The organism is Falsiroseomonas sp., assembly GCF_051859025.1.
In the GTDB taxonomy this organism is placed as follows: domain Bacteria; phylum Pseudomonadota; class Alphaproteobacteria; order Acetobacterales; family Acetobacteraceae; genus Falsiroseomonas.
On record NZ_JBHYGL010000023.1, the window covers coordinates 347954 to 373593 of the forward strand.

The following is a 25640-nucleotide window of genomic DNA, read 5'->3' on the forward strand; positions in this document are numbered from 1 at the left end:
GCAGCGATCCAGCAGCGCGGCCTCCGGCGGCGCCTCAGGCAGCGCGATGCCAGGTGCTGCCTCCGGCAGCGGGGGCGCGTCCGGCAGGTTGCGGGCGGCGAGGCGGGCGAGGTGGTCGAAGAGGCGGCGGTGGCGGGGCACGACCTCCTCCGCCGTCACGGCGGCGATGGCGGCGCAAGCGTGGCGGGTGGCGGCTGCTTCCAGCGCCAGGCGGCGGGCGGGATCCTCCAGCCCCGCGGTCTGGGCCGCTAGTTGCGCGCGGGGGTCGGGACGGGGCGTCCAGGTGATGGCGTGGCACCAGCCGCGCCAGGCTTCGGGCGCGCCTGCAAGGCGCAGCCCCTCCACCCGCGCCAGCACGGTACCGTCGGTATCCAGCAGGCAGATATCCGCGGTGGTGACGCCGCCGGAATCGCTGGTGATGACGGCGTGCGCCCAGCTTTCGGCGCCGGGCGCGCGCGCGGCGCGGGCGTAGCGCGCGGCGCCGGCGGGCAGGCGGGGCGCGCCGCTGCTGCCGAAGGCGATGGCCCCGGCGGTCCGCAGCGCGGCGTCCAGCAGTACCGGGAAGGGGGCGGCGGAGAGTTTCGCCAGCGCCTGGCCCTGGCCACGCCAGAGCCCGACGATGCAGCGGAAATGCGAGCCGAATTCGATGCCGGCCTCGGCGAGCCAGGCATGGAAGGCCGTGGGGTCCACTGGTTCCGCACAGGTGGCGTGGAGGGCTGGCAGCTTCTGGTCGGGCAGGCCATCGGCGGTGGCGGCGCGGGCCGTCGCATGGCGGTCCCAACCCGCGCCGGCTTGGGCGAACAGGCCGAGTTCGTCCCCGGCCACGACCTGCACCAGGCGCGGCACGGCGACGGGCAGGGCCCGATCCAGCGTGATGTCCGCCAGCGCATTGCCCTGGCCCGAGGCTTCCGCCGCGCTGCGCAGGCGTTCCAGCATGTCCGCGGCGGGCAGCAGGGCGGTGCCGCGGACGCGATGGTCCGCCAGCAGGCGGGCGCCGGGCATCAGCCGCGCCTCGAACACCGGGGCGGGGCCGGCTTGGGGCAGGCGGCGGCCGGGCAGCATCTCGGCCTCATCCAGCCAGAAGCGCTGGCGGTCGAAGCGATGGCCGGGCAGGTCCACGCGCCGGCCCGGCGGTGCGGGCAGGTCGGGGATGGGGGCGTCGGAGGGCTCGGCGGAAGCGAGGTTCTCAGCGCTGTCGGCGATGATCCACCAGGGCAGGCGCGGGCGCGCCACCGCGGCGGTGTGGCAGGCATCGGCAAAGGTGAAGGCGCCGTCGTGCAGTTTCGTCCGTGTCTCAGCCGCCATGGCGCGCAGCGCGTCTGGCGTGCGGGCGCTCAGCAGCAGGCGGGGCGCCTCGGCCGGGGCGATGGCGCGGGCGGGCGCTTCCGGTGCGGCTTCCAGGATCAGATGCGCGTTGGTGCCGGAGAAGCCGAAGCTGCTGACGCCGACGCGCTTCAGCGGCGTGGACGCGGTGGCGACCGGGATCTCGATCGCGGCATCGCCGAGGTCGATATGCGGGTTGAGGCGCGTGAAATGCAGGCTCGGCACCACCGCCTGGTGGCGCAGCATCAGCGCTGCCTTCACCAGCCCCGCGACCCCCGCCGCACCCTCGGCATGGCCGATATTCGTCTTGACGGAACCGACGCGCAGCGGTGCCAGCCGCGCGCCCCCGAAGACGCTGCGCAGCGCCTGCATCTCGATCGGGTCGCCGAGGGTCGTGCCGGTGCCATGCGCCTCGATGGCATCGACCTCCGCGGGCTTGAGCCCGGCATTGTCGAGCGCCGCGCGGATCACGGCCTCCTGCGCCGGGCCGTTCGGGGCCGTCAGGCCGGCGCTGCGGCCATCCTGGTTCACGGCGCTGCCGCGGATCACCGCCAGCACGCGGTCGCCATCCGCCAGCGCATCCGCCAGGCGCTTCAGCACCAGCACGCCGCAGCCCTCCGCGCGGACGAAGCCGTTGGCCGCTTCGTCGAAGGCGCGGCACTGGCCGTCGGGGGAGAGCATGTGCAGCCGGTCGAGCGTCGCCGCCCCCCAGGGCAACAGGGTGAGGTTCACGCCGCCGGCGAGGGCCAGCGAACACTCGCCAGCCCGCAGCGCCTGCACGGCCAGGTGCGTGGCGACGAGGGAGGAAGAGCAGGCGGTGTCCACCACCAGCGCCGGGCCTTGCAGGCCGAGCAGATAGGCAAGCCGCCCGGCCGCGACGCCGGGCGCGCCGCCGGTGGCGGCATAGCCTTCCTCCGACATCGCGGCTGGGTCGCCGATGCGGGCGTAGTCGGCCGTGCAGCAGCCGAGATAGACGCCGGTGCGCGTGCCCTCCAGCCGGTCCGGCGCGATACCGGCGTGTTCGAGGGCGCGCCAGGCGGCTTCCAGAACCAACCGCTGCTGCGGGTCCATGGCCGCGGCCTCGCGCGGCGCGATGCCGAAGAAGGCGGCGTCGAACAGGTCTATGTCATCGAGGAAACCACCCTGCGCCGTGCCGCCCGTGGCGGGGGCGGCCCAGCGGTCAGCAGGTACCGGGCACACGGCGTTCCGGCCCTCGGCCAGCAGGGTCCAGAATTCGTCGGCGCCCTCCGCGCCCGGGAAGCGGCAGCCCATGCCGATGATGGCGATGGGCGCGCGGAAGCGGGCCTCGGACGCGTCCAGCCTTTCCTGCATCCGCTGCAGCAGGCGGACGGCCTGTTCCTTCACCTGGCGGTCGGCGCTCATGGCGTCTCCTCCCCCAGCAGGGCCGCGAAGCCGGCCAGGGCGGCGTCCAGGTCTTCCTCCGTTGCGGTGGCGAGGTCATCGGGCGTCGCGGCTGCCTCAGGCTTAGCGGGTGCTGCTTCGGCAGCCAGGCCAAAACGCGTCACGGCCAGGCGGTCCGCGATGGCCGCGATGCTGGGATGGTTGAACAGCAGCGTCGCGGGCAGCGAAGCGCCGGCGATGCGGCCGAGCCGATTGCGGAGTTCGAGCGAGCCAAGGCTGTCGAGGCCGTATTCCTGCAAGGGCCGGCGCGGATCGATGGGCCCGGTCACGGAGAGCAGGCCCGCGCATTCCGCGGCGATCCGGTCCCGCAGCCAGGCGCGGCGGTCCTCCGGCGCGACATCTGGCACGGGTTCCGTGGTGGCAGGGCGCGGGGCTTCCGGCGCGGCGGGTGCATCGAGCAGGTCCCGCAGCAGGGGCGGCACGCCGGCCCTGCGCAGCGCGTCCGGCCGCAGCGGCAGCACGGCAGCCTGGGGCAGGCCCTGGGCGAGGATCAGGTCGAGCGCCGCGAAGGCTTCGGCCGGGCTGAAATCGCCCATGCCGGCCTCGGCGAGGTCGACGCCGCGGGCAGCCGCCGCGCCGATGCCGCGCCAGGCGCCCCAATCCACGGCGACGGCGCCGATCCCTTCCGCCCAGGCCGCGCGGAGCGCGGCATCCATCGCGGCGCTGGCTGCGGTATGGGCGGCCTGGCCGGAGGAGCCGAACAGCGCGCCGGCGGAGGAGAAGCCGACCAGCAGGTCGAGCCGCGGCCATTCCCGCCGGATCGCCGCCAAGCCGCCACCCTTGGGCGCGGCCACGCGGGCGAAGGCACTAGGCCGGAGTTGCACCGCCAGCCCATCCTCCAGTAGCCCCGCGGCATGGATGACGCCGCCGATGGGCGGCAGGCCAAGCGTGGCTGCCCGGGCCGTGACGGCGGCCAGGGCGGCGGGGTCCGTCACATCCCCGGTCACCAGGTCCGACGCCGCATCGCCGCGGCGCGCCAGGCGCAGCACGCCGCCCGCGCCGCGGTGGCGGAGCCATTCGACGATGGCGGGGCCGAGGCCGCCGGTGGCGCCGGTGACGAGGTAGCTGCGGTCGCCACGGATGCGGTGCGGCAGGTCGGGGATGGCGACCAGCTTGCCGCGGTGTTCGGCGCGCAACATCGATTGCAGTGCCCCAGGCGCGGCGGATAGCGGCAGGGCCGTCATGGGGGGCAGCAGCGACGGATCGGTTTCCACCGCTGCCAGCAATTCCCGCAGCAGCGCGGCGAAGACCGGGGCCTCCACCTGGTCCAGTGCCACGATGTGATAGGCGATGTCGGGCCGCCGCGCCGCGACCGTCTCCCCGGTTGCAATGCCGATGCGCCCGATCTCGACATAGCAGCCGCCGGGACGCAGGCGATCCAGCGCCGCATCGCGCAGCGCCGCGGGCAGCGCGCCGAGGACGACATCGACCGGGGCGATGTCACCAAATCCGGCGGCGCGGGAATCCAGTACCTCCGTGATGCCCCCCGCGCGCAGCAAGGCGCGGCGCGATTCGCTGCCGGCGGTCGCGACGATGGTGGCGCCGGCGGCCCGGGCCAGGCGCAGGGCGATGCTGCCGACACCGCCGGTGGCGGCGTGGATCAGCACGCGCATGCCCGGCCGCAGCGGCGCCAGGTGGCGCAGCGCATGCCAGGCGGTCACGCCCGCGATGGGGAGCGCGGCGGCCTCCGCGAAGGTCAGGGATCGCGGCAGCGGCAGCACCAGCCGCGCATCGGCGATAAGGTGCGTGGCCAACGCGCCCGGCGCTACGGCCAGCACGGCATCGCCCGGCCGCAGGCCCGGCACGCCCTCTCCGACGGCCACGACCTCCCCGGCCGCTTCGCCGCCAAGGCCCGGGCCCACCGCCGGCACATGGCCGGCCGCCGCCAGCGCGTCCTTGAAGTTGATCCCGGCGGCGCGCACCCGCACCAGCACCTGCCCGGGACCGGGCGGTGGCGGATCGAGCGGCGCGAGGTCAAGGGAAGCGGTCAGTACGGCCGGCCCGGCGATGGCGGCGGGCCGGGGGCGGGACAGCCGCGCCAGGTGGCGCTGGCCGCCACGCCAGGCGACCCGATCCTCGCCATCCGCCAGGGCACATTCGACCGCCAGCGCTGCATCGTCGCCGATGCCATCAAGGTCGACGGCGCGGGCGGCGAGGGAGGGGTATTCGCGGGCCAGTGTCCGCAGCAGGCCGCCCAGCGCGGCGGCATCGGGATCAGGCACCTCGCCGGTGACCGCTTCCGCCAGCCGCGTCGCCAACAGCAGGCGCGGTGCCTCCGGCCGAGCCGCGAGCGCATCGGCCAGGGCGGCGAGGTCTTTGGGTGGCATGGGTGCGGCGGCGATGATTCCGGTGATCGGTTCCGCCGGGAGGGCCATGCCTGGCGCCAGCCTGTGCCAGGGCAGGGCGCCGCTGGTGGCGGTGATGACCACCTGCCCGCCGAGTTCGGTGACGACGACCGGGTTCTCCAGCCCCGCTTCCCGCAGCAGATCGCACCAGCTCGCGGCTGGCAGCAGCGGGTGGTCGGGGCGGAGGTCGTGGTCGGTGCGGTGGGTCCAGCCCTCCGTCAGGCCGAAGGTGAGGTCGAGCCGCGCCAGCGGGCCCGTGCCTTCCACCAGCAGCAGCCGGCCGCCGGGGGCGAGCAGGGCGACGGCGTGGCGGATGGCCGCACGCAGATCCGGCGCGGCATGCAGGACATTGGCGGCGACCACGAGGTCATGCGCTGCCGGCGTGATGCCCTGCGCGGTGGGATCGGTGCTGATGTCGAGCCGCGCGGTGGCGACGCCGAAGCGGCGCGCGGCGGCATCAAGGAAGCCGGCGCCGATATCGGTGAACAGGTATTCCGCCTGCGGCAGCGCCGCGCGCAGCGCGGCGGTGGTGGCGCCGGTGCCGCCGCCGATCTCGATGACACGGCGCGCGCCGCGCGCCACGGCGGCGGCCATGGCATTGAGGTGTCGGGCCAGCGGGCTTTCGCGATAGGCGCCATCGGGCGCGCCTTCGCCGAACAGCAAAGCGAGCGGATCCTGCCGCCCGGCCAGCACATCGGGCAGGGCCGCGCCGCAGCACGCGACCAGCGCGATTTCCGCGGACTGGGCGGGGAATTGCCGCGCCAGGTCAGCGCAGCCCTCGGCGGGATCGCCGGTCGCCTCTGCGGCTGCCGCATGGGGCGTCAGCAACGCGGTCAGCGCCGGGCGCGCCGGCTGCGGCACAGCGGCCAGGCCATCCCGGATGAACCGCGCGGCGAAGCGTTCCAGCGCCTCATGTGGGGCGGTCAGGACGGGGTCGGCGGCCTCACGCCAGCCCAGGGTGAACACCAGGCCGGCGGCGCTGGCGACGGCACGGCGGCACTCCACCCCGCGCGCTTCCGCCAGCACGGCGCCGGCGGCATCGAGCCAGAGGACGTCGCCGATCTTGCCCTCCGCCGTTTCGTCCGTGAGGCGGGCGAGGATGCGGCGGCAGCCATCAAGGGCCGCGTGGCGGGCGAAGCGGGCGATGGCGGCGGGCCGGAAGCCGAGGGCGGCATCGCGGACGGCGGCGCCCAGCGTCTGCAACCCCGCATCGAGGATCGCTACTTCTTCAACATCCTCGTCGATTTCCGCCATCGCGGCGCGGCCTTCGCGGCCGAGGCGGAGGATCGGGCGGAAGGCGGGGCCGAAGACCAGGCCGGCCTGCGCGAGGCCCGCCGCCCAGGTGGCGCCATCCTCAAGCGTAGTGGGCGTGACGTCGAAGGGGGCGCCGGGCGGGGCGGCCGGCGCGGCCCGTGCCTCCGCGACCTGGCGCCAGGCGCCGGCGACCTCCGCCATCACGCGGAAACGGCCATCTTCATCCCGCCACAGCTGGATCGTCTGCGCTTCGTCCAGCGGCAGGGGCGCGGTGAAGGCCAGATCCGTCACGCTGGCGGCGCCGGCCTCCGCCAGCAGCGCCAGGTGCCAGGCGCCGGGCAGCAGGGGAATGCCGTCCACCACATGCTGCCGCATCCACGGCTCCGGCGTTGCGATGCGCAGCGTCTCCCCGGATGGAAGCGCGATGGGCGCGCCGAGGCGGGGCGTCGCGGCCCAGTGGCGGCGGCGCTGGAAGGGGTAGGGCGGGAGGTCCACCGGCACACCCGTGGCGGGCGGGGGTTCGGGCGGTGGGTCGCGGCTCGGCACCGCGGCGGCCAGGGCCGCCGCGCTGTCGGCCACCAGGGTCATCGGCAGGCGCGGCCGGCGCGCGGCGGCCGCGGCGATGGCGGCGAAATCGGCGCCGGGTTCGGCAAGGCGCGCCGCATAGGCGGCGCGCAGCGTTTCCAGCGCCGTCCCGTCCCGCGCTGAGAGGATGAGGCGCGGGCTCGCCTGGCGCGCGACACGGCCGCGGGCGGGCGCGGCCGCGATCACGGCATGCGCGTTGGTGCCGCCGATGCCGAAGGAGCTGACGGCGCCGATCCGCCGTTCCGTCCAGGGCCGCAGCGTCGTGGCCAGGCGGAAGGGCGTCTCCGCCCAGGCAATGCGGCGGGAGGGTTCGGCCGCGTGCAGCGTCGGCGCGATGATACCGCGTTCCAGCATCAGCACGGTCTTGATGAGGCCCGCGACGCCGGCGGCGGTCTCGGTATGGCCGATGGCGCTTTTCAGGCTGCCGAGCGCCACGCTGCCCGGCGCCGCGCCGCGAAAGGCGGCGGAGAGTGCCGCCACCTCGATCGGATCGCCGATCGGGGTGCCGGTGCCATGGCCCTCGACATGGCCGATATCGGCGGGGCTGACGCCGGCGACAGCCATCGCTTCCGCGATCACGGCGGCCTGGCGGTCCTGGCTGGGTGCCGCGAAGCCGACCTTGCTGCTGCCGTCATTGTTGACGGCGGTGCCGAGGATGAGGGCGCGGATGCGGTCCTGGCCCGCATCCTCCGCCCGCCGCAGCACCACCAGCCCGCAGCCGCTGCCGAAGACCGTGCCGGCGGCGCCTTCCGCGAAGCTCCGGCAGTGTCCGTCCGGGGACAGCATGCCGCCTTCCTCATGCCGGTAGCCTACCTGGTGGGGCACGCGGATGCTGACGCCGCCCGCGATGGCGATGTCGCATTCGCCGGACAGCAGGCTCTGGCAGGCCAGGTGGATGGCGACGAGGGAGGAGGAGCAGGCGGTCTGCACCGCGATGGCGGGGCCTTTCAGGTCCAGCCGATAGGCGAGCTGCGTCGCGGCATAGTCCTTGTCGTTGCCGGCCATGGCGAGGAGCTGGCCGGCGCGGCTCGGGCCCTCGATCTGCGCGCGCAGGCGGAACAGCAGGTAGGTGCTGATGGCGGAGCCGATGAAGACGCCGATCTGCGCATCGGTGCGGCGGGGATCGCAATGCGCGTCTTCCAGCGCATGCCAGGCGACCTCCAGCAGGATGCGCTGCTGCGGGTCCATCAGCGCGGCTTCATGCGGCGCGATGCCCCAGAAGGTGGCGTCGAAGCGGTCGATCCCCTCCAGCGCCGCGGCGGCGGGGACGTAGCGCGGATCATCGATGGTGGCGGCGGGGACGCCTTCCGCCAGCAGCGCGGCGCGGTCGAGGCGCGTGATGCCCTCCCGCCCGTTTTCCAGCAGGGACCAGAGGCCGGCGAGGTCCGGCGCACCGGGGAAGCGGCCGGCCATGCCGATGATGGCGATGCCGGTCATCGGCGCTGGGCCGCCCATGCCGATGCCGGTCATCGGCGCTGGGCCGCGCGGCGGCGGGCGGCACGGTCCAGCCCCCCCTGCACGGCGCTCTCCCCTGCCTCCCCGGCCAGGGCGGTGGCCAGGGCGGTGATGCTGGGCAGGCGGAACAGGTCCACCACCGTCAGGCGGCTGCCCATGCGGTCCGCCAGCAGGCGCTGCAGGCGGACCATGTGCAGCGAGGTCGCACCCGCATCGAAGAGGTTGCGCTGCGGATGCACGGGCTGGCCGAGCGCTTCGGCGACCAGCGCGGCGACGCCGGCTTCCAGCGCGCCGGCAGGGGCAGCGGCCTCAGCGGTCGGCGGCTTGAGGGCCGCGCGGTCCACCTTGCCGTTGGCGCTGAGCGGCAGCGATTCCAGCAGATGCAGGTGCCGCGGCACCATGTAGGCGGGCAGCACCGCGGCGCAGTGTTCGCGCAGCATGCCTGCGAGATCGACGCCCGAAACCTCGGTCGCCGGGATGCCGCAGGCGAAGGCGTGCAGCACCGGCGCGCCATCCCGGCGCAGCAGGCCGATGGCGCAGAGGCCGAGGCCGAGCGATTCCGCCGCCACCATCAGGCGTTGCCCGGCCCGCCCGGCGGCGAGCAGCGCGCTTCGGCTGCGCGGCGCGTCCAGCAGCAGCAGCGCGCCGGCGGCCTGGGCAATTCGGGCGGTGACGGGGTCGGGGATGTCGATGGCGGGCCAGGTGGCACCAGGCGCGGGGCGCGCCAGCACCGTGACCGGCATGCCGGCCGCGGCGACCAGCGCATCCAGCGCCCCGGGCGGGACGGGCGCATCGGTGAAGCGGCGCACGCTGCGGCGTGCATCGTAGCTTTCCGCCGGGGCGCGATGGGGCAGGGCCAGGCGCGGCGCATCGATGCGGCGGAGGCCGGGCTTCGACAGCACGCGCCGCGCGCGGTCCCACGACTCGCGCCGGGGCGCCACGAAGGCGTGCAGCGCCTTGCCGCCGGGGCCGTCCACTACCGTCGCGCAGCCCGCGGCCACTTCGGGATGGTTTTCCAGAGCGGCCTCGATCTCGCCCAGTTCGATCCGGTAACCCTGGATCTTCACCTGGAAATCCTCGCGGCCGAGGAATTCGATGGGCGTGGGGCCGCAAGCGTTGCCATGCGGACGGAAGCGGCCGAGATCGCCGGTGCGGTAGCGGCGTTCGCCGGTGAAGGGATTGGTGACGAAGCGCTCCGCCGTTCGGACCGGATCGCGCCAATAGCCGCGGGCGAGGCCGGCGCCGGCAATCTCGATCTCGCCCGTCACCCAGTCCGGGCATGGCGCGCCGCGGGCATCGACGACATGCAGCATCTGGCCGGCGAGCGGCAGGCCGTAGGGAATGCTGGGCCAGGCGGGATCGAGTGCCGCGACCTCATGCGCATTGGACCAGATCGCCGCTTCCGTGGCGCCGCCAAGCGCGACCAGCGCCGTGCCCGGCATCGCATCCTGCAGGCGCCGGACGAGTTCGATCGGCACCCAGTCGCCGGACATCATCACCAGGCGCAGCGCATGGCCCGGTGGCAGGCCGTGTTCCATCTGCATCGCCATCAGCGCGGGCACGCTGTTCCAGACCGTGACGCGATGGCGGGCCAGCAGCGCGGACCAGGCGGCGGGATCGCGCGCGGCGTCCGGCGGCGGCAGGACCAGCGCGCCGCCTGCCGCCAGCGGGCCGAAGATGTCCCAGACGGAAAGATCGAAGCCCAGCGCGGAAAGGCCGAAGGCGCGATCCTCCGTCCCGATGGCCCAGCGGCGATTGATCTCCGCCACCGTCGCGACGGCGGCCTGATGCTCGATCATCACCCCCTTGGGCTGGCCGGTGGAGCCGGAGGTGTAGATGACGTAGGCGAGGCGCGACGGATCCTCGACCACCGGCAGCGCGGGCGCGGCGCCCTGGCGCGCGGCGGCCAGGGCTTCGTCGATCTCGGCCGCGTCCTCGATCGGCAGGGCCTCCCCCTGCGCGATCAGGTGGCGGCGCCGTTCCGCGGGCAGGGCGGGGTCCACGGGCAGATAGGCGGCGCCGGCCTTCAGCACGGCGAGCACGGCCACGACCTGCCGCCAGCCCTTGGGCAGCACGATCGCGACCAGACGGTCTCGCGTCGCCCCGCCCAGGCGCGCGTGGAGGCGGACCGCGAGATGGCCGGCGGCGCCATGCAGCGTGACGTGGTCCAGCGTGACTTCGCCATCGATCACGGCGGGCCGGTCGGGCATGGCGCGGGCCGCTTCCTCCAGCGCCGTGTGCAGCAGGCGCGGCGGCGTGGCGGGGAGGAGGGCGGCGCGCGGCTGGGCGGGACGGCAGGCGCTGGCGTCACGGTCCCAGCCTGCTTCCGTCAGCAGCGCGGCCAGCAGGTCGGCATGGGCGCTGACCATCGCATCCAGCACGCCGGGCGGGAAGGCGGCTTCCACCGCATCCCAGCCGAGGATGAGCGCGCCCGTTTCCTCGAACACATGATGGTCCAGGACGACCTGGGGCGTCTGCGTCACGGCGAAGACCGTCTCGCCCAGCCAGGCGAGGGGCGAGGTGGCGCCGCCAAGGGAGGGATGGCCGATGGTGGAGGTGAAGACGACGGGGACCGCGGCAGCCTCCGGCCTCAGGCGCCGGATTTCCCGCAGCACGGCCACGCCGCTCATCGAGGCATGGTCGAGATCGGCGGCCAGGCGTCCCTGCAGGGCGCGGGCGCGGTCCTCGAACCGGCGCGGGGGGACATCGGCCTCCAGCAGCACGGTGGAGGTGAAGTCGCCGACCACGCCCTCCATCCCCGGCGGCGCGGCGAATTGAGTGAGGGTGATGGCGAAGCGCGCGCGACGGCTCCAGCCCGCCAGGACATCGGCCAAGGCGGTGGCGAGCAGGATTGAGGCGGTGATGCCGCGGGAGGCTGCCGCGGCGCGCAGGGCCTGCCAGTCGGGCGCGGGGATGCGATGCGTTCGGCGCGTGAAGCGTGGCGGGCCCGCAAGGGGCAGCAACGGCAGGTCGGGCCCTGGCGGGAAATCCGCCAGCCGGGCCTGCCAATAGGCGCGGTCGCGATCGGTCGGCTGCTTCAGGCGTCGCGCATGGTCGGCGAAGCGCGCGGGCAGGGGCGGCAACTCGGCCTCCGGCGCGGCATGGAGCGCGCCCCAATCCCGGAACAGCGTCACCAGCGCCGCGGCATCGGCCACCAGCAGGTCGATGCCGACGCAAAGCCGCACGCGCCCATCCGGCAGCAGCGTCGCCATCAGCGAGAACAGCGGCCATTGCGCGGGGTCGAAGACGTGGTGGGACCGCGCCTCCCGCTCCGCCGCCAGGATGGCGCCGGCGTCGGGTACCTGGCGGAGGTCGAGGCGTTCGATTCGGTACGGCGGCACCTCCGGCAGCACGCGCTGCAGGCCATCCGGCGTTACCACCGCGCGCAGCATCGGATGGCGCGCCACGAGGCGGTTCCAGGCGGTTTCGAGGCGATCGATGTCGAGCGCCGTCGCTTCGAATTCGCGATAGGCGTGGCAGCCGACACGCCCGAGTTCGAGTTCGGCGGAGCGCCCGACCAGATAGGCCTGCTGGATCTCCGTCAGCGGAAAGGGATCGCCCGGCGCCGCGTCCTCACCGCGCAGCAGCGCCAGGATGGCGGCTTTCTCCGCGCGAAGCCGGTCGCGGTCGGCCTCCGTCAGCACGCCGCGCGGTGCGCGCAGCGACAATTCCTCGCCGCTGGCGGAAAGGCTGACGCCCCGGCGTTCCAGGTCCTGCAGGAAGGCGGCGGTGGTCACAGTGTCAGCACCTCCGTCTCCTCCGCCTTGGCCTCGATCCGGGCGGCCAGGCCCTCCGCATCCGCGCCGCCCAGCAGGTCCGCCAGGCCGAGCGCGGTGCCGAAGCGGCGATTGATGCGGTTGCGCAGATCCATGGCCATCAGGCTGTCGAGCCCGCAGGCGACCAGCGCGCGGCCGGGGGGCGGAACCTCCCCCAGGATCTGCCGGAGGATATCCTGCAATTGGTCGCGCAAGGGGCCCTCGGCGCTGGCAAGGCTGGGCAGCAGGGCGGAGAAGGCGGGCGGGGCGGTTTCCGCGAAGCGTGCCCAGTCGAAGGCGGCGATCATTACGGCGGTTTCGCCGGACAGGATCGCGGCGTCGAGTGCGGCCATGGCGAGGTCCGGCGCCATCGGCAGCAAGCCGCGGCCGGAGACGCGCGTGGCGCGGGCGGTATCGAGCGCGGCGGCCATGCCGATCTCCGCCCAGCGGCCCCAGAGGATGGATTGCGCCGGCAACCCCTGCGCGCGGCGCCAGGCGGCGAAGGCATCGAGTGCGGCATTGGCGGCCGCATAGCCGGCCTGGCCGGCCGCGCCCACGAGGCTGGCGACGGAGCCGAAGAGGAGGAAATGCTCGGGCCGGGCCGGCAGCGCGTGCAGCGCCTGCGCGCCCCGCAGCTTCGGCGCGATCACGCGCTGCAGGCGGGAGGCCGTCTGGTCCTCGATCATCGCATCGTCAAGAACGCCGGCGGCGTGGATGACCATGTGCAGCGGCGGCAGGTTTTGCAGCGCCGCGGCGATGCGCGCGGTGGCGTCGGGCGCCGCGATGTCGCAGGCCAGTACTCGTGCCTGCGGGAAGGGGGCCTCTATCGGGTGTCGGCCGATCAGCAGCACGGCCTGGGCACCGCGTTCCAGCGCCCAGCCCGCCATCTGGCGGCCGATGCCGCCGAAGCCGCCGGAGATCAGGACCGTGCCGGATACGCGCACCCGCCCTTGTGTGGGTTCAAGCCGCGTCAACCGCGGCACGAAGCGCCCGGTGGCACGGAGTGCGACGGAAGGTTCCGCCCCGTCGCCCGCGAGTTCGGCCGCGAGCAGCGCGGGTGGTGCATCCGGTGCCACTTCGATGGCGCGGGCGCGGAGTTCCGGCCGCTCCGCCGCCAGCGCGGTGGCCATGCCATGCAGCAGGGCCTGGCTGGGATCGCCAACGGGGTGCACGGCGCCGCGCGTGACGAAGGCGACCGGTTCCCCGGCGGTGAGGCAACGATGTGCCAGGGCCAGAGCCTCCGCCAGATTGGCGCCGCCAGGCGTGATGTCGAGCGTGCTGGCCGCCTGGCCGGGCGCCGGCGGCGCTGCCGGCAGCCATGAGAGGGCGGCGAGCGTCGGCGTCGCGACGGGATCGGCCAGACGGCGGATGGCCAGGCCGTGGATGGAGGCCACTGGCGCGCCGGCTTCCGCCAGCAGGTCGATGGCATCGCCCCGCCGCTGCGCGGTGACGGAGAGCGGGCCGGCCAGCCTGCCATGCAGGTCGAGCCGCGCGATACCGATGGGCAGCACGGGCTCCGCCGGCAAGGTGCCGCCCGCGGCCTGGAGGATGGCGTCGAGCAGCGCGGGGTGGAAGGCCGCGCCGGGCAGGTCCGGCAGCGCATCGATCATCGCCGCCGTCGTCTCGCCGCGGGCAATGCGGGTGATCCCTTGGAAGGCGGGGCCGATCTCGATGCCGAGGGCGGCGAGATGCGCGACCCAGGCGGGGCGGGCATCCCAGTTGGCGGGGGCCGCGCCGGAGAGGACCAGCGGCGCTGCGGTGATGGCGATGCGTGCCGTCGCATGGGTCAGCCAGCCGGTGCCGGCGCGGGATGAGACGGTGAGCGTGCCGTCGGGCTGGCCGAGGGCGACCAGGCGGACGGGCGCGGCTTCCAGCACCACCGTTTCGGCAAAGGCGATGTCCACCAGCGCAGAGGTGCCGGGCGGCGCGGCGGCCAGCAGCAGCGCGATCATCACCGCGCCGGGCACGACGACGCGGCCCTGGACGCGGTGATCCGCCAGCCAAGGCAGCAGCGCCAGGTCGAGCACCGCTTCCACCTGCCGCGCCGCGATCGGGCTTTCGATGACCCGGCCAGGGAACAGCGCGGTTTCCGGTGGCGCGGCGCGCAGCCTCGGGAAGACCTGGCGGTTCAGCTTCGTGGGGCGCAGCGGAGCCCGGCGCGAAGGCAGCACGGGCGCGGCTTCGAGCACCAGATGCGCGTTGGTGCCGGAAAATCCGAAGCCGCTGATGCCAACCCGCTTCGGCGCATCCGCGACCATGGTCGTCGGCACATCGATCGGCGCGTCACCCAGATCGACATGCGGGTTCATGCGGCGGAAATGCAGGCTGGGTGGGACGGCGCCTTTCTCCAGCATCAGCACGGCCTTGATGAGGCCCGCGACGCCGGCCGCCGCCGCGGTGTGGCCGATATTGGTCTTGAGCGACCCGACGCGCAGAGGCCTGTTGCGATCCTTCCCGAAGACGGCGGCGAGTGCGTGCAACTCGACCGGATCGCCCAGCGCGGTGCCGGTGCCATGCGCCTCGATCGCGTCGATATCGGCGGGGGCGAGGCCCGCATCGGCCAGCGCCGCGCGGATCACCGCCTGCTGCGCGCCGAGGCTCGGCGCGGTGATGCCGGCGCTGCGGCCATCCTGGTTCAGCGCGCTGCCGCGGATGACGGCCAGCACCGGATCGCCGGCCGCTTCCGCATCCGCCAGGCGCTTCAGCACGACCATGCCCCCGCCCTCGCCCTGGCCGAAGCCGTCGGCGCTGGCATCGAAGGCCTTGCAGCGGCCATCGGGCGCCATCATGCGCGCACGGCTGAGCGCGACGGAGACCTGCGGCGCCAGCATCAGATGCGCGCCGCCCGCCAACGCCATGTCGCATTCCCGCGCCCGCAGCGAATGCATCGCGAGATGCGTGGCGACGAGGGAGGAGGAGCAGGCGGTGTCCACCACTAGTGCCGGTCCATTCAGCCCCAGCGCATAGGCGATGCGCCCGGCGGCGAGCGACGCCACCGCGCCGGCCAGCGCATGGGTGCCGAGCCGCGCTGGGTCCGTCATCACGGCCTGGAGGTGGTCGCCCGCATTCAGGCCGAGGAAGAGGCCGGCCCGCGTGCCGCCGAGCGCATCGGGTTGCAGCGCGGCGGCTTCCAGGGCGTGCCAGGCCAGTTCCAGCAGCAGCCTGTGCTGCGGGTCCATCCCCGCGGCTTCCCGCGCCGCGATGCCGAATCGTGCGGCATCGAAGGCGTCGACATCGCTGATGAAGCCGGCTTCGCTGAAGGCGATGCGGCCGGGCTGGTCCGGATCGGGGGAGTGCCACGCGTCGGAATCCCACCGGTCCGCCGGGATCGGGCCGATGGCGTCGCGCCCTTCCGCCAGCAGGTGCCACAGCGCGTCAGGCGTTTCCGCGCCGGGGAAGCGGCAGGCCATGCCGATAACGGCGACCGGCGTGTTGCGGGCGGCAGCCAGTTCATCCACGCGCCGCCGCAACGCCTGGATCGTGCGCACGGCCTCCCGCATCCGATCTTCCGGCGGGATGGTCATGCGCGGCCCCCGAGCGCTGCGTCGGCGGCGCCGAGTTCCGCTTCCAGCAGGCGGGCGAGTTCGTCCTCCTCCATCGCGTCCAGCGCATCGCCGCCGGCGGCCGGGAGAAGGTCCGCGAAGACGGTGCCGCCGAGGTGCCGGGCGAGGGCGGCGCAACTCGGGTATTCGAACACCAGCGTGGCGGGCAGCTTCGTCTCGCAGGCGGTGGCGAGCGCGTTGCGGAGTTCCACCGTCATCAGCGAATCGAGGCCGAGTTCGCGCAAAGGTGCCTCCGCCGGGGGCAGCGCGCCGGGCGAGAGGCCGAGGATGCGGGCGACGGTCCCCTGCACCGCGGACAGCAGAAACGCAGCGCGTTCGGCGGGCGGTGCCGATTCGAGACGGTCGCGAAGTGTCGCGGCGACAGCGGGGCCACGCGCTTCGGCCACCGTGCTGGAAGCGGGTGCGACGCGGAAGGCGCTGAAGACGGGCGGCACGGGATGCGGGGCGAAGCGCGCCAGGAAGCGACCCCAATCGACATCGAGGATGCCGAGCGTCGCCCGGCTGGCCGACAGCGCCAGGCCGAGCGCGGCGAGCGCCTGGTCCGGCGCCATCGGCAGCAAGCCGCGCCGCGCGACACCGGCGCCCGCCCGTGCCGCGGCGCCGACTTCGTCCCAGGCGCCCCATGCGATGCTGATCGCCGGCAGGCCTTCCGCGCGGCGTGCTTCCGCGATGGCGTCCATCGCCGCATTCGCCGCCGCGTGGTTGGCCTGGGCGGCGGAACCCAGCAGGGCGGCGGAGGAGGAGAAGAGGACAAAGTGGCAGATCGGAAACCGACGCGTCAGCCGGTCCAGCAGCCTCGCGCCTTGCAGCTTAGGACGCAGCACCGCGGCCATCTTCGCTGGGCTCTGCTGGGCCAGTAGACCGTCATCCAGCACGCCGGCGGCATGCATGATGCCGACCAGCGGCGGTCCCTCATGCTCGATCCGCTGCAGCAGAGTGGCCAGGGTTTCTTCATCCGCCACATCACCGATGACGATGGTGACATGGATGCCGGGCGGGAAGGCATCGATGTCGCGCCGCGTGCGGCCGAGCAGGACGATGTGCGTTGCGCCTTCGGCCGCCAGCCAGCGCGCCACGGCCAAGCCTACGCCGGCAAGGCCGCCGGTGACGAGCCAGGTCCCGGGTCCGCGAAGTGTCGGCGTCGCTTCCGGCGCGGCCATCCGGTCCAACCGCGCCAGGTGCCGTCTGCCCTGCCGCCAGGCGATGCGTGTTTCGGCGCTGCCGAGGGCAACCTCCCTGTCCAGCGCAGCGGGATCATCGGATTCGACCAGGGTGACGCGCAGCTCCGGCGCCTCGATCGCCAGCGCGTTGGCCAGGCCCCAGAGCGCGGCCTGGGCGGGATCGGGAACCTCCCCGCCTGAGACGTCGCGGGCGCCCTGCGTGCCGATCCACACGCGCGGCGGTACCGGGCTTGCGGCGGCCTGCTGCAGCATGGGCAGCGCCTCCGCCAGCACGGCCTCCGCCGTCGCGCCGCGTGGCGCATGCCACACCAGATCGGCGCGCTCCGCGCGCTGGCGGCGGGCGACGATCACGAACTGCCCGCTGAGCATGGCAGTGCGCGCATCGCCGGGTGCGTGGATTTCCGCCACGAAGCCGATTTCGTGGAGCAGCGACTGCCACGTCGCGGGCGGCAGCAGGGCGTGGTCGGGGCGCAGGTCGCTGTCGGCGAAGGCCCACATGCCATCGGTCAGCCCGAAGGTCAGGTCGCCCCAGGCGAGTTCGCCGGCATTCTCCAGCAGCAGCAGGGCCCCTTCCGGGGCCAGCAGCGCGGCGGCATGGCGCAGCGTGCGGCGCAGGTCCGGCGTGGCGTGCAGGACGTTGGCGGCGACGAGAATGTCGGCGACGCCAGGTGTGGCGGGCGGGACGGTGATGTCCAGCACCGTACCCTCCAGCCCGAAGCGCCGCTGAGCGGCCTGCACGAAGCCGGGCGAGACGTCCGTGACGCAGTAGCTGTCACCCGCGCGCAGGCGCGGCAGCAGCGCCTGCGTCGTGCCGCCGGTGCCGCAGCCGATCTCCATGACGCGTGCGGGGCCACGTCCTTCCAGCAAGGCGGCAAAAGCGGCGGCGGCAATGCCGTTGACGGCGCGGGCGGCCGGGGAGGCGGCGTAGAGCGCTTCCGCCGCCGCACCGCCATCGCCGAACAGCAGGTCCAGCGGATCGGCGCGGCCTTCCAGCACCGCGCGGAGATGCGGGCCGCTACGGGCGAGGAGGCGGGCCTCCGGCAAATCCGGCGCCGGCAATGCCGCGGGGTCCTCCGCGCTGGCGATGAGGCGTGACAGATGCGCGTGGAGGCGTGCGAAGCCGGGCGCGGGCACGCAATCCTGCAGCCGCGCGGCGCCTATCCAGGCGCGTGCCAGGCGATCCGTCGCGGCCGCGGCTTCCGCGGTTGCAGCCAGCAGTGCCGCGCCTTCCGCGACGGCCTGCGCGACCAGGTCCGCCTGCCAGGCCAGGGCGTGGAACCAGCCGCGCCAGGGCTCCGCCTGTTCCCAGCGATCGGGCGCCGCCAGGCGCGCACGGTTGGCGGCGAGCAGCCTTGCTACCGGCGCCGTCGCATCCTGCCGCGCGGTCAGCAGTACGTAGCGCATCACGCCGCGGCGAAGGGCCCGGCCGATATTGTCGTTGGACAGCAGATGGCGCCGCGTGAGGTCCGACAGGCCGTGCTGCGCGACCAGGCGATCGACCTCGCCCTCGAAGCCCGGATCATCGAGGAAATGCGCGACCTCCGCGCTGGTGTCCACGCAATCCGTCAGGCGCAGGCCGCGTTCCGCCAGCAGCCGCGCCCATTCCTCGGCGGTCGAGGTGAAGGAAGCCGTGTCGGGCGCCGCGATGCCGTCGCCGGCCGCGACGAAATCCGCGATGACGAGGGCACCGCCGGGTTCCAGATGGTCCCGGATATTGTCGAAGAGTGCGGCCTTGTCCTCGATCAGGCCGGAGACCTCGACGCCGAAAATCACGTCGTAGCGGCCGGGGAAGGGATCGCGGGCACTGTCGCGGTGGTGGATGCGCAGCCGGTCGGCGAGCCCCGCGCGCGCGGTGCGGGCGCGGCCCACCTGCACCTGTTCGGCGGAGATGGTGCAGCCATCCAGGCGGAGATGCGGGTGGCGGAGTGCGATGTCGCAGAGATCGGCGGCATGGCCGCAGCCGAAATCCAGCACGCGGCGCGCGCGGGTGAAGTCCACGGGCGCGAAGATCGCCTGCTTCAGCGCGTGCTGCGCGCCGCGGAGAAGCGCGTAGCCCTCGGGCTCCGACGGTCCGGCGAAAAGGGCACGGAGCCAGGAGAAGCCGGGACGCGATGCGGGCATCAGGCCGAAGGTGAGATGCCCTTCGCTGCCATCCCCGGGATCGGCGTAGTGCTGCGCGATGGTGGTGAGTTCGTCGTAGAAGCCGGTGACGCGTGCATCGCCGACCTCCGGCGCCGCGCGGTCGCTGGTGGTGGGGGTGGCGGGGCGTACCAGCGTCGGATCGGGAAGCCAGAATCGCTGGCGCTGGAACGGGTATGTTGGCGCTGATGTGGTGCGCGTCTTGTAGGGTTGGTGGAAGGCGGGCCAGTCGATCTCGGCGCCGTCCTGCCAGAGCCGGGCGAGGCTCTGCATCGCCGTCGTCCAGCCGAGTGTCGAGCCGTCCTGGCCTTGCCGCGCGCGGGCCAGCGACGGCAGCGCGACCAGCGCGGGCAGGGCGTTGCGCGCCAGGCCCGACAGCACCGGCATGGCGCCGAGTTCCACGGCATGCGTCACGCCCATCGCCGCCAGCGTGGCGAGCCCCTGCGCGAAGCGCACGGGTTGGCGGGCATGGGCGCGCCAATAGGCGGCGTCATGGCGCGGCACGACAGTACCGGCGAGGTTGCCGATGACGGGGATGGCGGGCGGCCGGTGCGGGATGGCGCGGGCCTCCGCTTCCAGCGCATCCAGCATCGGGTCGAGCAGGCGGGAATGGAAGGCGTGGGAGACGGCGAGCGGCCTCGCCTCCAGCCCCGAGGCGGTGAGCGCGGGATCGTCCAGCAGCGCGGCGATGGCGGCCTGCGGGCCGGCCACGGTGATGGCCTCCGGCCCGTTCTCGCCTGACAGTTCCAGCGCGGGATGGCGGGCGAGCGCTGCACGCGGGTTGGGCCCCAGCACAGCGGCCATGGCGCCGCCCTCGGGCAGGGCCTGGGTCAGGCGGCCGCGGGCGGCGACGAGGCGGGCGGCGTCCTCCAAGGTCAGCACGCCAGCGAGGTGCGCGGCGGCGTATTCGCCGAGGCTGTGGCCGAGCAGCGCCACGGGCTCCACCCCCCAGCTGCGCCACAGCGCGCCGAGGCCGGCGGAGAGCGCGAAGAGGGCGGGCTGGGCGATGTCGGCACGGGCCAGGGCGGCGCCATCCTCGAACAGGCGGGACAGCGGCGCGGGCAGGCCCATGACGGCGTCGCAGCGATCGAGCACGCGGTGGAAGACGGGGGCGATCTCGGCCAGGCCGCGGGCCATGCCGGGGAAGGCGGAGCCCTGGCCGGTGACGAGGAAGGCGATGCGCGGGCGGCCGGCGCTGGTGGGCTCGGCCCTGGACAGTGCCTCGGCGGCGGTGGGGGCGTCGCGGGCGGTGACGGCGATGCGGCGGGGCAGGGCGGCGCGGCCGGTGGCGGCGGTGCGGGCCAGCGCCGGCAAGTCGGCGCCGGGGGCCGCGAGCGCATTCTGCCAGCGGGCGAGGAGCGCCGTCAGCGCGGCTGGATCGCGGGCGCTGATCGGCAGGACATGCGTGGGGCGGGGGTCGGCGGCCGTCGCCGTCTCGGGCGCGGCGCCGAGGATGATGTGGGCGTTGGTGCCGGAGAAGCCGAAGGAGCTGACGCCGATATGGCGGAGCGGCGTGGGTTCGAGCCGCGTCGGCACTTCGATGCTGGCGCCGGCGAGGTCGATATGCGGGTTGAGGCGGGTGAAGTGGAGGTTGGGGGCGACCGCCTGGTGGCGGAGCATGAGGACGGCCTTGATGAGGCCGGCGATGCCGGCGGCGGCCTCGGTATGGCCGATATTGGTTTTTGCAGACCCTACCGACAAAGGCCGCGCGCGGTCGCCGGCGAAGACGCTGCGGAGCGCATGCATCTCGATGGGATCGCCAAGGGCGGTGCCGGTGCCATGGGCCTCGATGGCATCGATGTCCGATGGCGCCAGCGATGCATCGGCGAGGGCGGCGCGCAGCACGGCTTCCTGCGCGGGGCCGGAGGGAGCTGTGAGGCCGGCGCTGCGGCCATCCTGGTTCACCGCGCTGCCATGGATGACGGCGAGCACACGATCGCCGGCAGCCAGCGCATCCGACAGGCGCTTGAGGACGACGACGCCGCAGCCCTCGCCATGCGCGAAGCCATCGGCCCCTGCGTCGAAGGCACGGCAGCGGCTCGTCGGCGATGCGGCGCCAAGCTTCGCGCTGGCGACCAGTGGCAGCGGCGAGAGGATCAGATGCACGCCCCCGGCCAGGGCCACCGTGCAATCACCCGCGCGCAGCGCCTGCACGGCCAGGTGCACGGCGACGAGGGAGGATGAGCAAGCGGTATCCAGCGCCACCGCCGGCCCCGTCAGCCCGAGGCGGAAGGCGATGCGGCCCGGCGCGATGGAGGTGTGCGTGCCGGAGGCCGACCAGGCGCCGATCAGCGACGGGTCCGGCGACCCGCGGCCGATCATGCCGTAGTTGCTGTTGTAGAGGCCGAGATAGACGCCGCCCGCGACGCCATCCAGACGATCGGGCGGAATCGCCGCATCCTCCAGCGCTTCCCACGCCACTTCCATGACGAGGCGCTGCTGCGGGTCCATCGCCTCCGCCTCCCGCGGCGCGATGCCGAAGAAGCCGGCGTCGAACTCCTCGATGCCCTCGATGAGCGCGGCTTCCCGCTGGGTGGTGCGGCCAGGCTGGTCGGGATCGGCGGAATGCCACGCGGCGTGGTCCCAGCGGCGAATCGGCTGCACCGCGTTGCCGCCGCGGGAGAGCAGGGACCAGAGGGCAGCGGGATCGGCGGTGCCGCCGGCGAAGCGGCAGCCCGTGCCGATGATGGCGATCGGCTCACGCCCAGCGTTCAAGGTTGCTGCCCTCCCCACCCTGCCATCATGCGGGAGCCGCGCGGCGGCTGCCAGCCTGAACCCACGACCACCGGGTTGCGTGCCTCACTGGCCATCGCAGCATCGAAGGCCTGCAGCGCCACGGATCCCGGCAGTGAGGGGGCGCGCCCGTCGTTCCACAAGCTCTCTTCCGCCGCCATGCCGATCCCCTGCCAGGCGCACCAGGCGATGCAGCGCGCCGGCAGGCCTGCCTGCTGTCGCGCGGCGGAAACCGCCGCCAGCGCCCCGTTGGCCGCCGCGTAGCCGGCCGTGCCTGCCAGCCCGAACCAGGCGGCGGTGGAAGAAAATAGCACCAGTTCGACATCGCCCATCGATCGCGTCGCAAGATCGAGCCACTGCGCCGCATCGGTCTTCGGCGGGAAGGCTTGCGCGAAGCTGGACCACGGCGTGGTCGCCGCGCGTCCATCGGCGGTGATGCCCGCAGCGTGGACGATGCCGCGCAGGGGTGGCGAGGCATGGCGGAGTTCCTCGATCAGCGCCGCCACCGCGGTGCGGTCGGTCAGGTCGATCGCGCGCGTTTCCACCACCGTACCCGGCAGGTCCTGCGCCACGGGGCGCCGGCTGGCCAGGATGATCCGCCGGATGCCGCGCCGGGCGAGGTCCGCGGCGATCAAGCGCCCGATGCCACCGCTGGCGCCGGTGATCAGCCAGGTGCCGTCGGGATCGGGCTGCCAGGTTCCGGCGTGCTGGATGATGCGAAGCCGCATGGCCTGGCGCTGGCGCGGCAGAAGCCGCAGCTGCGTCTCGCCATCCGTTATCACCAGTTCGCGCCGCAGCGCCTCCGCCGGATCGGGCAGAGCGGGGTCGAGGCGTATGGTGCGCAGCGTCCATGCGGGTTCCTCGGCCGCCAGGGCGGTGATGAAGGCCTCGATCAGCGGCGTGATGGGCGACGTGGCCGGCAGCGCGATCGCGATCCGCGCAGGCTGGCCGGCAAGGCGCTGAAGCCGCGCGAGCAGTGGCGGCATCAGGGCTTCCCGCAGCACCGCGGGGTCAGCGTGCGTCATGGCGAGCGCCGTGACATCGACCAGCGCGGCCGGATCGGCGGGGCCGAGGGATTCGCGAAGGGTGTTCGCGACCGGACCCTCTCCCGCCACCGTCCAGCCACGGGCCACCCCGGCCGCCGCCGTCACCGTTTCCCATTCCGGCGCTAGCAGGGCGAAGCCGCCCAATGCGCGCGGTGCTGGCGCCCGCGTGGCGGAGAGCGCCTTCGCCGCCTGGGCCAGGTTGGCGTGGCTATAGGCGAAGTCCGGCCGGATGGCGCGGCCGAGGTGCCGCGACAGGGCGCGGGCAAATTCCACCGCGGCCAGCGAATCCATGCCGAGCGAGGTCAGCGGCGCCCGCGGATCCAGCATCGCCGGATCGGGCGTGCCGAGCAGGGGCGCCAGCATGCCCTGCAGCAGCGGCACGTCGATCGTGACCGCGCCGGGCGCGGGCGGCGCTGCGGGCGCGGCGGCTTCGACCATGTCGGCGACCAGGCAGCGTGCCTCCGGCGAGGCCAGCAGGACGGGCAGCGCGCGCAGGCCCATCGCGGGCAGGATGGGCGTCACACCGAAGGCCTTCCAGGTGGCCGCCGCGCGTGGGCCCATGCGGGCGCCGATCCCGGCCGCCCAGGGGCCCCAGGCGATGGCCAGGCCCGGCAGGCCATCCCGTCGCCGTGCTTCCGCGACCTGGTCGATGGCGGCATTCGCCGCCGCATAGGCCGCCTGGCGCGCGGAGGGCAGGACGCCGACGACGGAGGAGAACAGCACGAAGGCGGAAAGCCGGACCTCGTGGCGCCGCGTCGCTGCATCCAGCGCCCGCGCGCCGCCGAGCTTGGCGTGCAGTACGGCCGCGAGGCGATCCGGTGTCAGTACCTCCAGCGCATCGTCATCGGTGATGGCGGCGGCGTGGATGATGCCGCGGAGCGGCGCGTCGCCGGATGCCAGCCTTGCCACGAGCGGATCGACGCAGGCGGGATCGGCGATGTCGCCCTGTACAGTGCAGGCGCCCTCGCAGGCCAGCAGGTCCGTGCGGCAGGCGATGGCGCCGCGGTCTTCCAGCCAGTCCGCGACCAGCCGGCCCAGCCCGCTGGCGGCGCCGGTGACGATCCAGGTCGTGCCTGGCTCCACGATGAAGGGCGGGGGCGGGGCCAGCAGGATGATGGCGCGGCCGGGGGGCGATGCAGTGGACAAGGCCTCCTCCAGCCTTGCCCGCGCGACCGGATGGCGTGGCAAGGGCGGCAGGCCCCTGAGCTTGGCGAACAGCGCGGGCAGGCGTTCGGCTGGCAGCGCTTCCAGGTTGAAATGACCGTCCGCCCGCTTGTCCAGGTTCACCAGCGGCAGCGGTGCCAGGCGTGCGGCGAGGTCCGGCGCGAAGGCACCGAAGCCGAGTGTCACGCCGCGGAGGTCCCAGTCCTCCGGCGCGCGGCTGTCCAGCACCCCCTCGACGCCCTGGCGGGCCAGCCAGGCATGGCGGGGCCGGCTGGCCGTGGCGATGATGATGGCGCCGGCGCGGCGCAGCACCTCCATCGCCGCGAGCCCCGTGGCGCTGGTGGCCTGGTGCACCAACACGCGGTCGCCGGGCCGGATCGCCGGCAGCGCCGCCAGCGCGGTGAGGTAGGGCACCGGCATGGTCGCGGCATCGATCAGGTCGGCGCAAGGTGCAGGGGCGGCGTACAGCGCCGGCACCGTCACGCGGTCCGCGATGGCGCCAGGGGCCAGAAGGATGACGGCATCCCCGGCCGCTAAGCCCTGAACGCCGGGGCCGACATCCTCCACGATACCCGCGCCATCGGCGCCGAGCGGGCTGCCGGCCGGGGCGAGACCGCTGGCCAGCAGCCGGTCGCGGAAGGTCAGGCCCGCGGCGACCATCGCGATCCGCACCTCGCCAGGCCCGGGCGGCGGTGCCGAGGCCGGGTTCCAGGCCACCTGGCCATTGCGCAGCGTCGCCGCCATCGGCTGTGCGGGAAACCTTGGCAGGGCCTCGAGCCGGCGTGCCAGGCGCTGCCCGCCGCGCAGCGCGACGGCGGCTTCGTCATCGCGCGCCAGTTCCGCCGCCAGCGCGGCCTGCTGCGCGGCCTCCGGCACGTCGGGGTCCAGGTCGATCAGGCGGCAGGCGCGGCCCGGGCGTTCGGCCATGATCGCCATGGCAAGGCCCCAGAGGGCGGCCTGATCGGGGTCGGGGGGCGTCATTTCCCGCCCCGTGGCCTGGGCGCCGCGGGTGACGATGCGCAGCGGCCGGTCATCAGCCTGGCGGAGGTGGTCGATAAGTGTGGCGCACAGCGTGGCAGCCGGGCCGGAAGGGGCGATCCAGGCAGCGGCCCGTGGAACGGTGCCGGCGATATCCGCGGCGGGATGCCAGGCGATGCGCCGGGTCCAGGCCGCGGCGCGGTCGGGCAGTGGCGCGAAGCGGGCGCCCTCCGCGACCAGCACCGGGCTGCCCGCCGCATCGACCAGCCCGAAATCGGCGATGAAGCCCCCATCCGGCGCGCTGCCGGTGCGGCGCAGCCAGGCCTCCTCGGGGTGCTGCCCCGGCCCCGGCACCAGGCGCGGGATGGCGGAGAGCATCACCGGCGGGGCACCGGGCGGGAGCAGCGCGTAGGAGAGTTGGGCGGCGGCCTCGACCAGCCCCGGGCCCGTGCCGTCCAGCGTGCCGCGGAGGGTATCGCCGGCCTGGCCGATGCGGCGCAGTCGGCGTGCCGCGTCGCCATAGTCGAAGCCCGCGGCGGCAATGCGCCGGTACAGGCCGGCGGCATCGGTCGTGACGGGCGGCAGCACGGGGGGCGCGCCTGGCGTCGCGGGCGCCGGGGCCTCCCGGGCCGCCAGATGGGTGGTCCAGCCTTCCTCGCCCTCCGCGCTGCTTTCCAGGGCAAGGCCGCCGGCATCC

Annotated in this window: 6 protein-coding genes (2 of these 6 running past the window's edge); all 6 read right to left on the reverse strand. The window is 74.2% G+C overall.

Features of this window, described 5'->3' with window-relative positions; all coding sequences use genetic code 11:
* Tightly spaced (each overlapping or abutting the next), the 6 genes in view from ACTIE5_RS19675 to ACTIE5_RS19700 form a layout consistent with a single transcriptional unit that may run on beyond the window.
* Window positions 1–2706, reverse strand: partial view of an SDR family NAD(P)-dependent oxidoreductase gene (locus ACTIE5_RS19675; protein ID WP_439551416.1) — the 5' end (the start) only. The gene continues 6771 nt to the left of window position 1, outside the view; 2706 of the gene's 9477 nt are visible here — the first part of the coding sequence; its start codon is at window positions 2704–2706; its stop codon lies beyond the left edge, outside the window.
* Window positions 2703–8399, reverse strand: coding sequence for a beta-ketoacyl synthase N-terminal-like domain-containing protein (locus tag ACTIE5_RS19680; RefSeq protein ID WP_439551417.1), 5697 nt, complete (start codon window positions 8397–8399; stop codon window positions 2703–2705). Before ACTIE5_RS19680 ends, ACTIE5_RS19675 begins: the two co-directional genes overlap by 4 nt.
* On the reverse strand, window positions 8396–12121 hold the full coding sequence (locus tag ACTIE5_RS19685) for an amino acid adenylation domain-containing protein (protein ID WP_439551418.1): 3726 nt from the start codon (window positions 12119–12121) through the stop codon (window positions 8396–8398). The genes ACTIE5_RS19680 and ACTIE5_RS19685 overlap by 4 nt, the downstream gene beginning before the upstream one ends.
* Window positions 12118–15663: an SDR family NAD(P)-dependent oxidoreductase gene (locus ACTIE5_RS19690; RefSeq protein WP_439551419.1), complete on the reverse strand. Its 3546-nt coding sequence runs from the start codon at window positions 15661–15663 to the stop codon at window positions 12118–12120. Before ACTIE5_RS19690 ends, ACTIE5_RS19685 begins: the two co-directional genes overlap by 4 nt.
* Window positions 15660–21737: an SDR family NAD(P)-dependent oxidoreductase gene (locus ACTIE5_RS19695; protein WP_439551420.1), complete on the reverse strand. Its 6078-nt coding sequence runs from the start codon at window positions 21735–21737 to the stop codon at window positions 15660–15662. Before ACTIE5_RS19695 ends, ACTIE5_RS19690 begins: the two co-directional genes overlap by 4 nt.
* A protein-coding gene (locus ACTIE5_RS19700; protein ID WP_439551421.1) for an SDR family NAD(P)-dependent oxidoreductase crosses the window boundary here: on the reverse strand, window positions 21734–25640 show its 3' portion. 1568 nt of this gene lie beyond the right edge of the window; 3907 of the gene's 5475 nt are visible here — the last part of the coding sequence; its start codon lies off the right edge, out of view; the stop codon is at window positions 21734–21736. Before ACTIE5_RS19700 ends, ACTIE5_RS19695 begins: the two co-directional genes overlap by 4 nt.

Coding starts and splice junctions, on each gene's coding strand:
- ACTIE5_RS19680 (WP_439551417.1), bottom strand. CDS start 8,399: ATGACCGGCATCGGCATGGGCGGCCCAGCGCCGATGACCGGCATCGCC.
- ACTIE5_RS19690 (WP_439551419.1), bottom strand. CDS start 15,663: ATGACCATCCCGCCGGAAGATCGGATGCGGGAGGCCGTGCGCACGATC.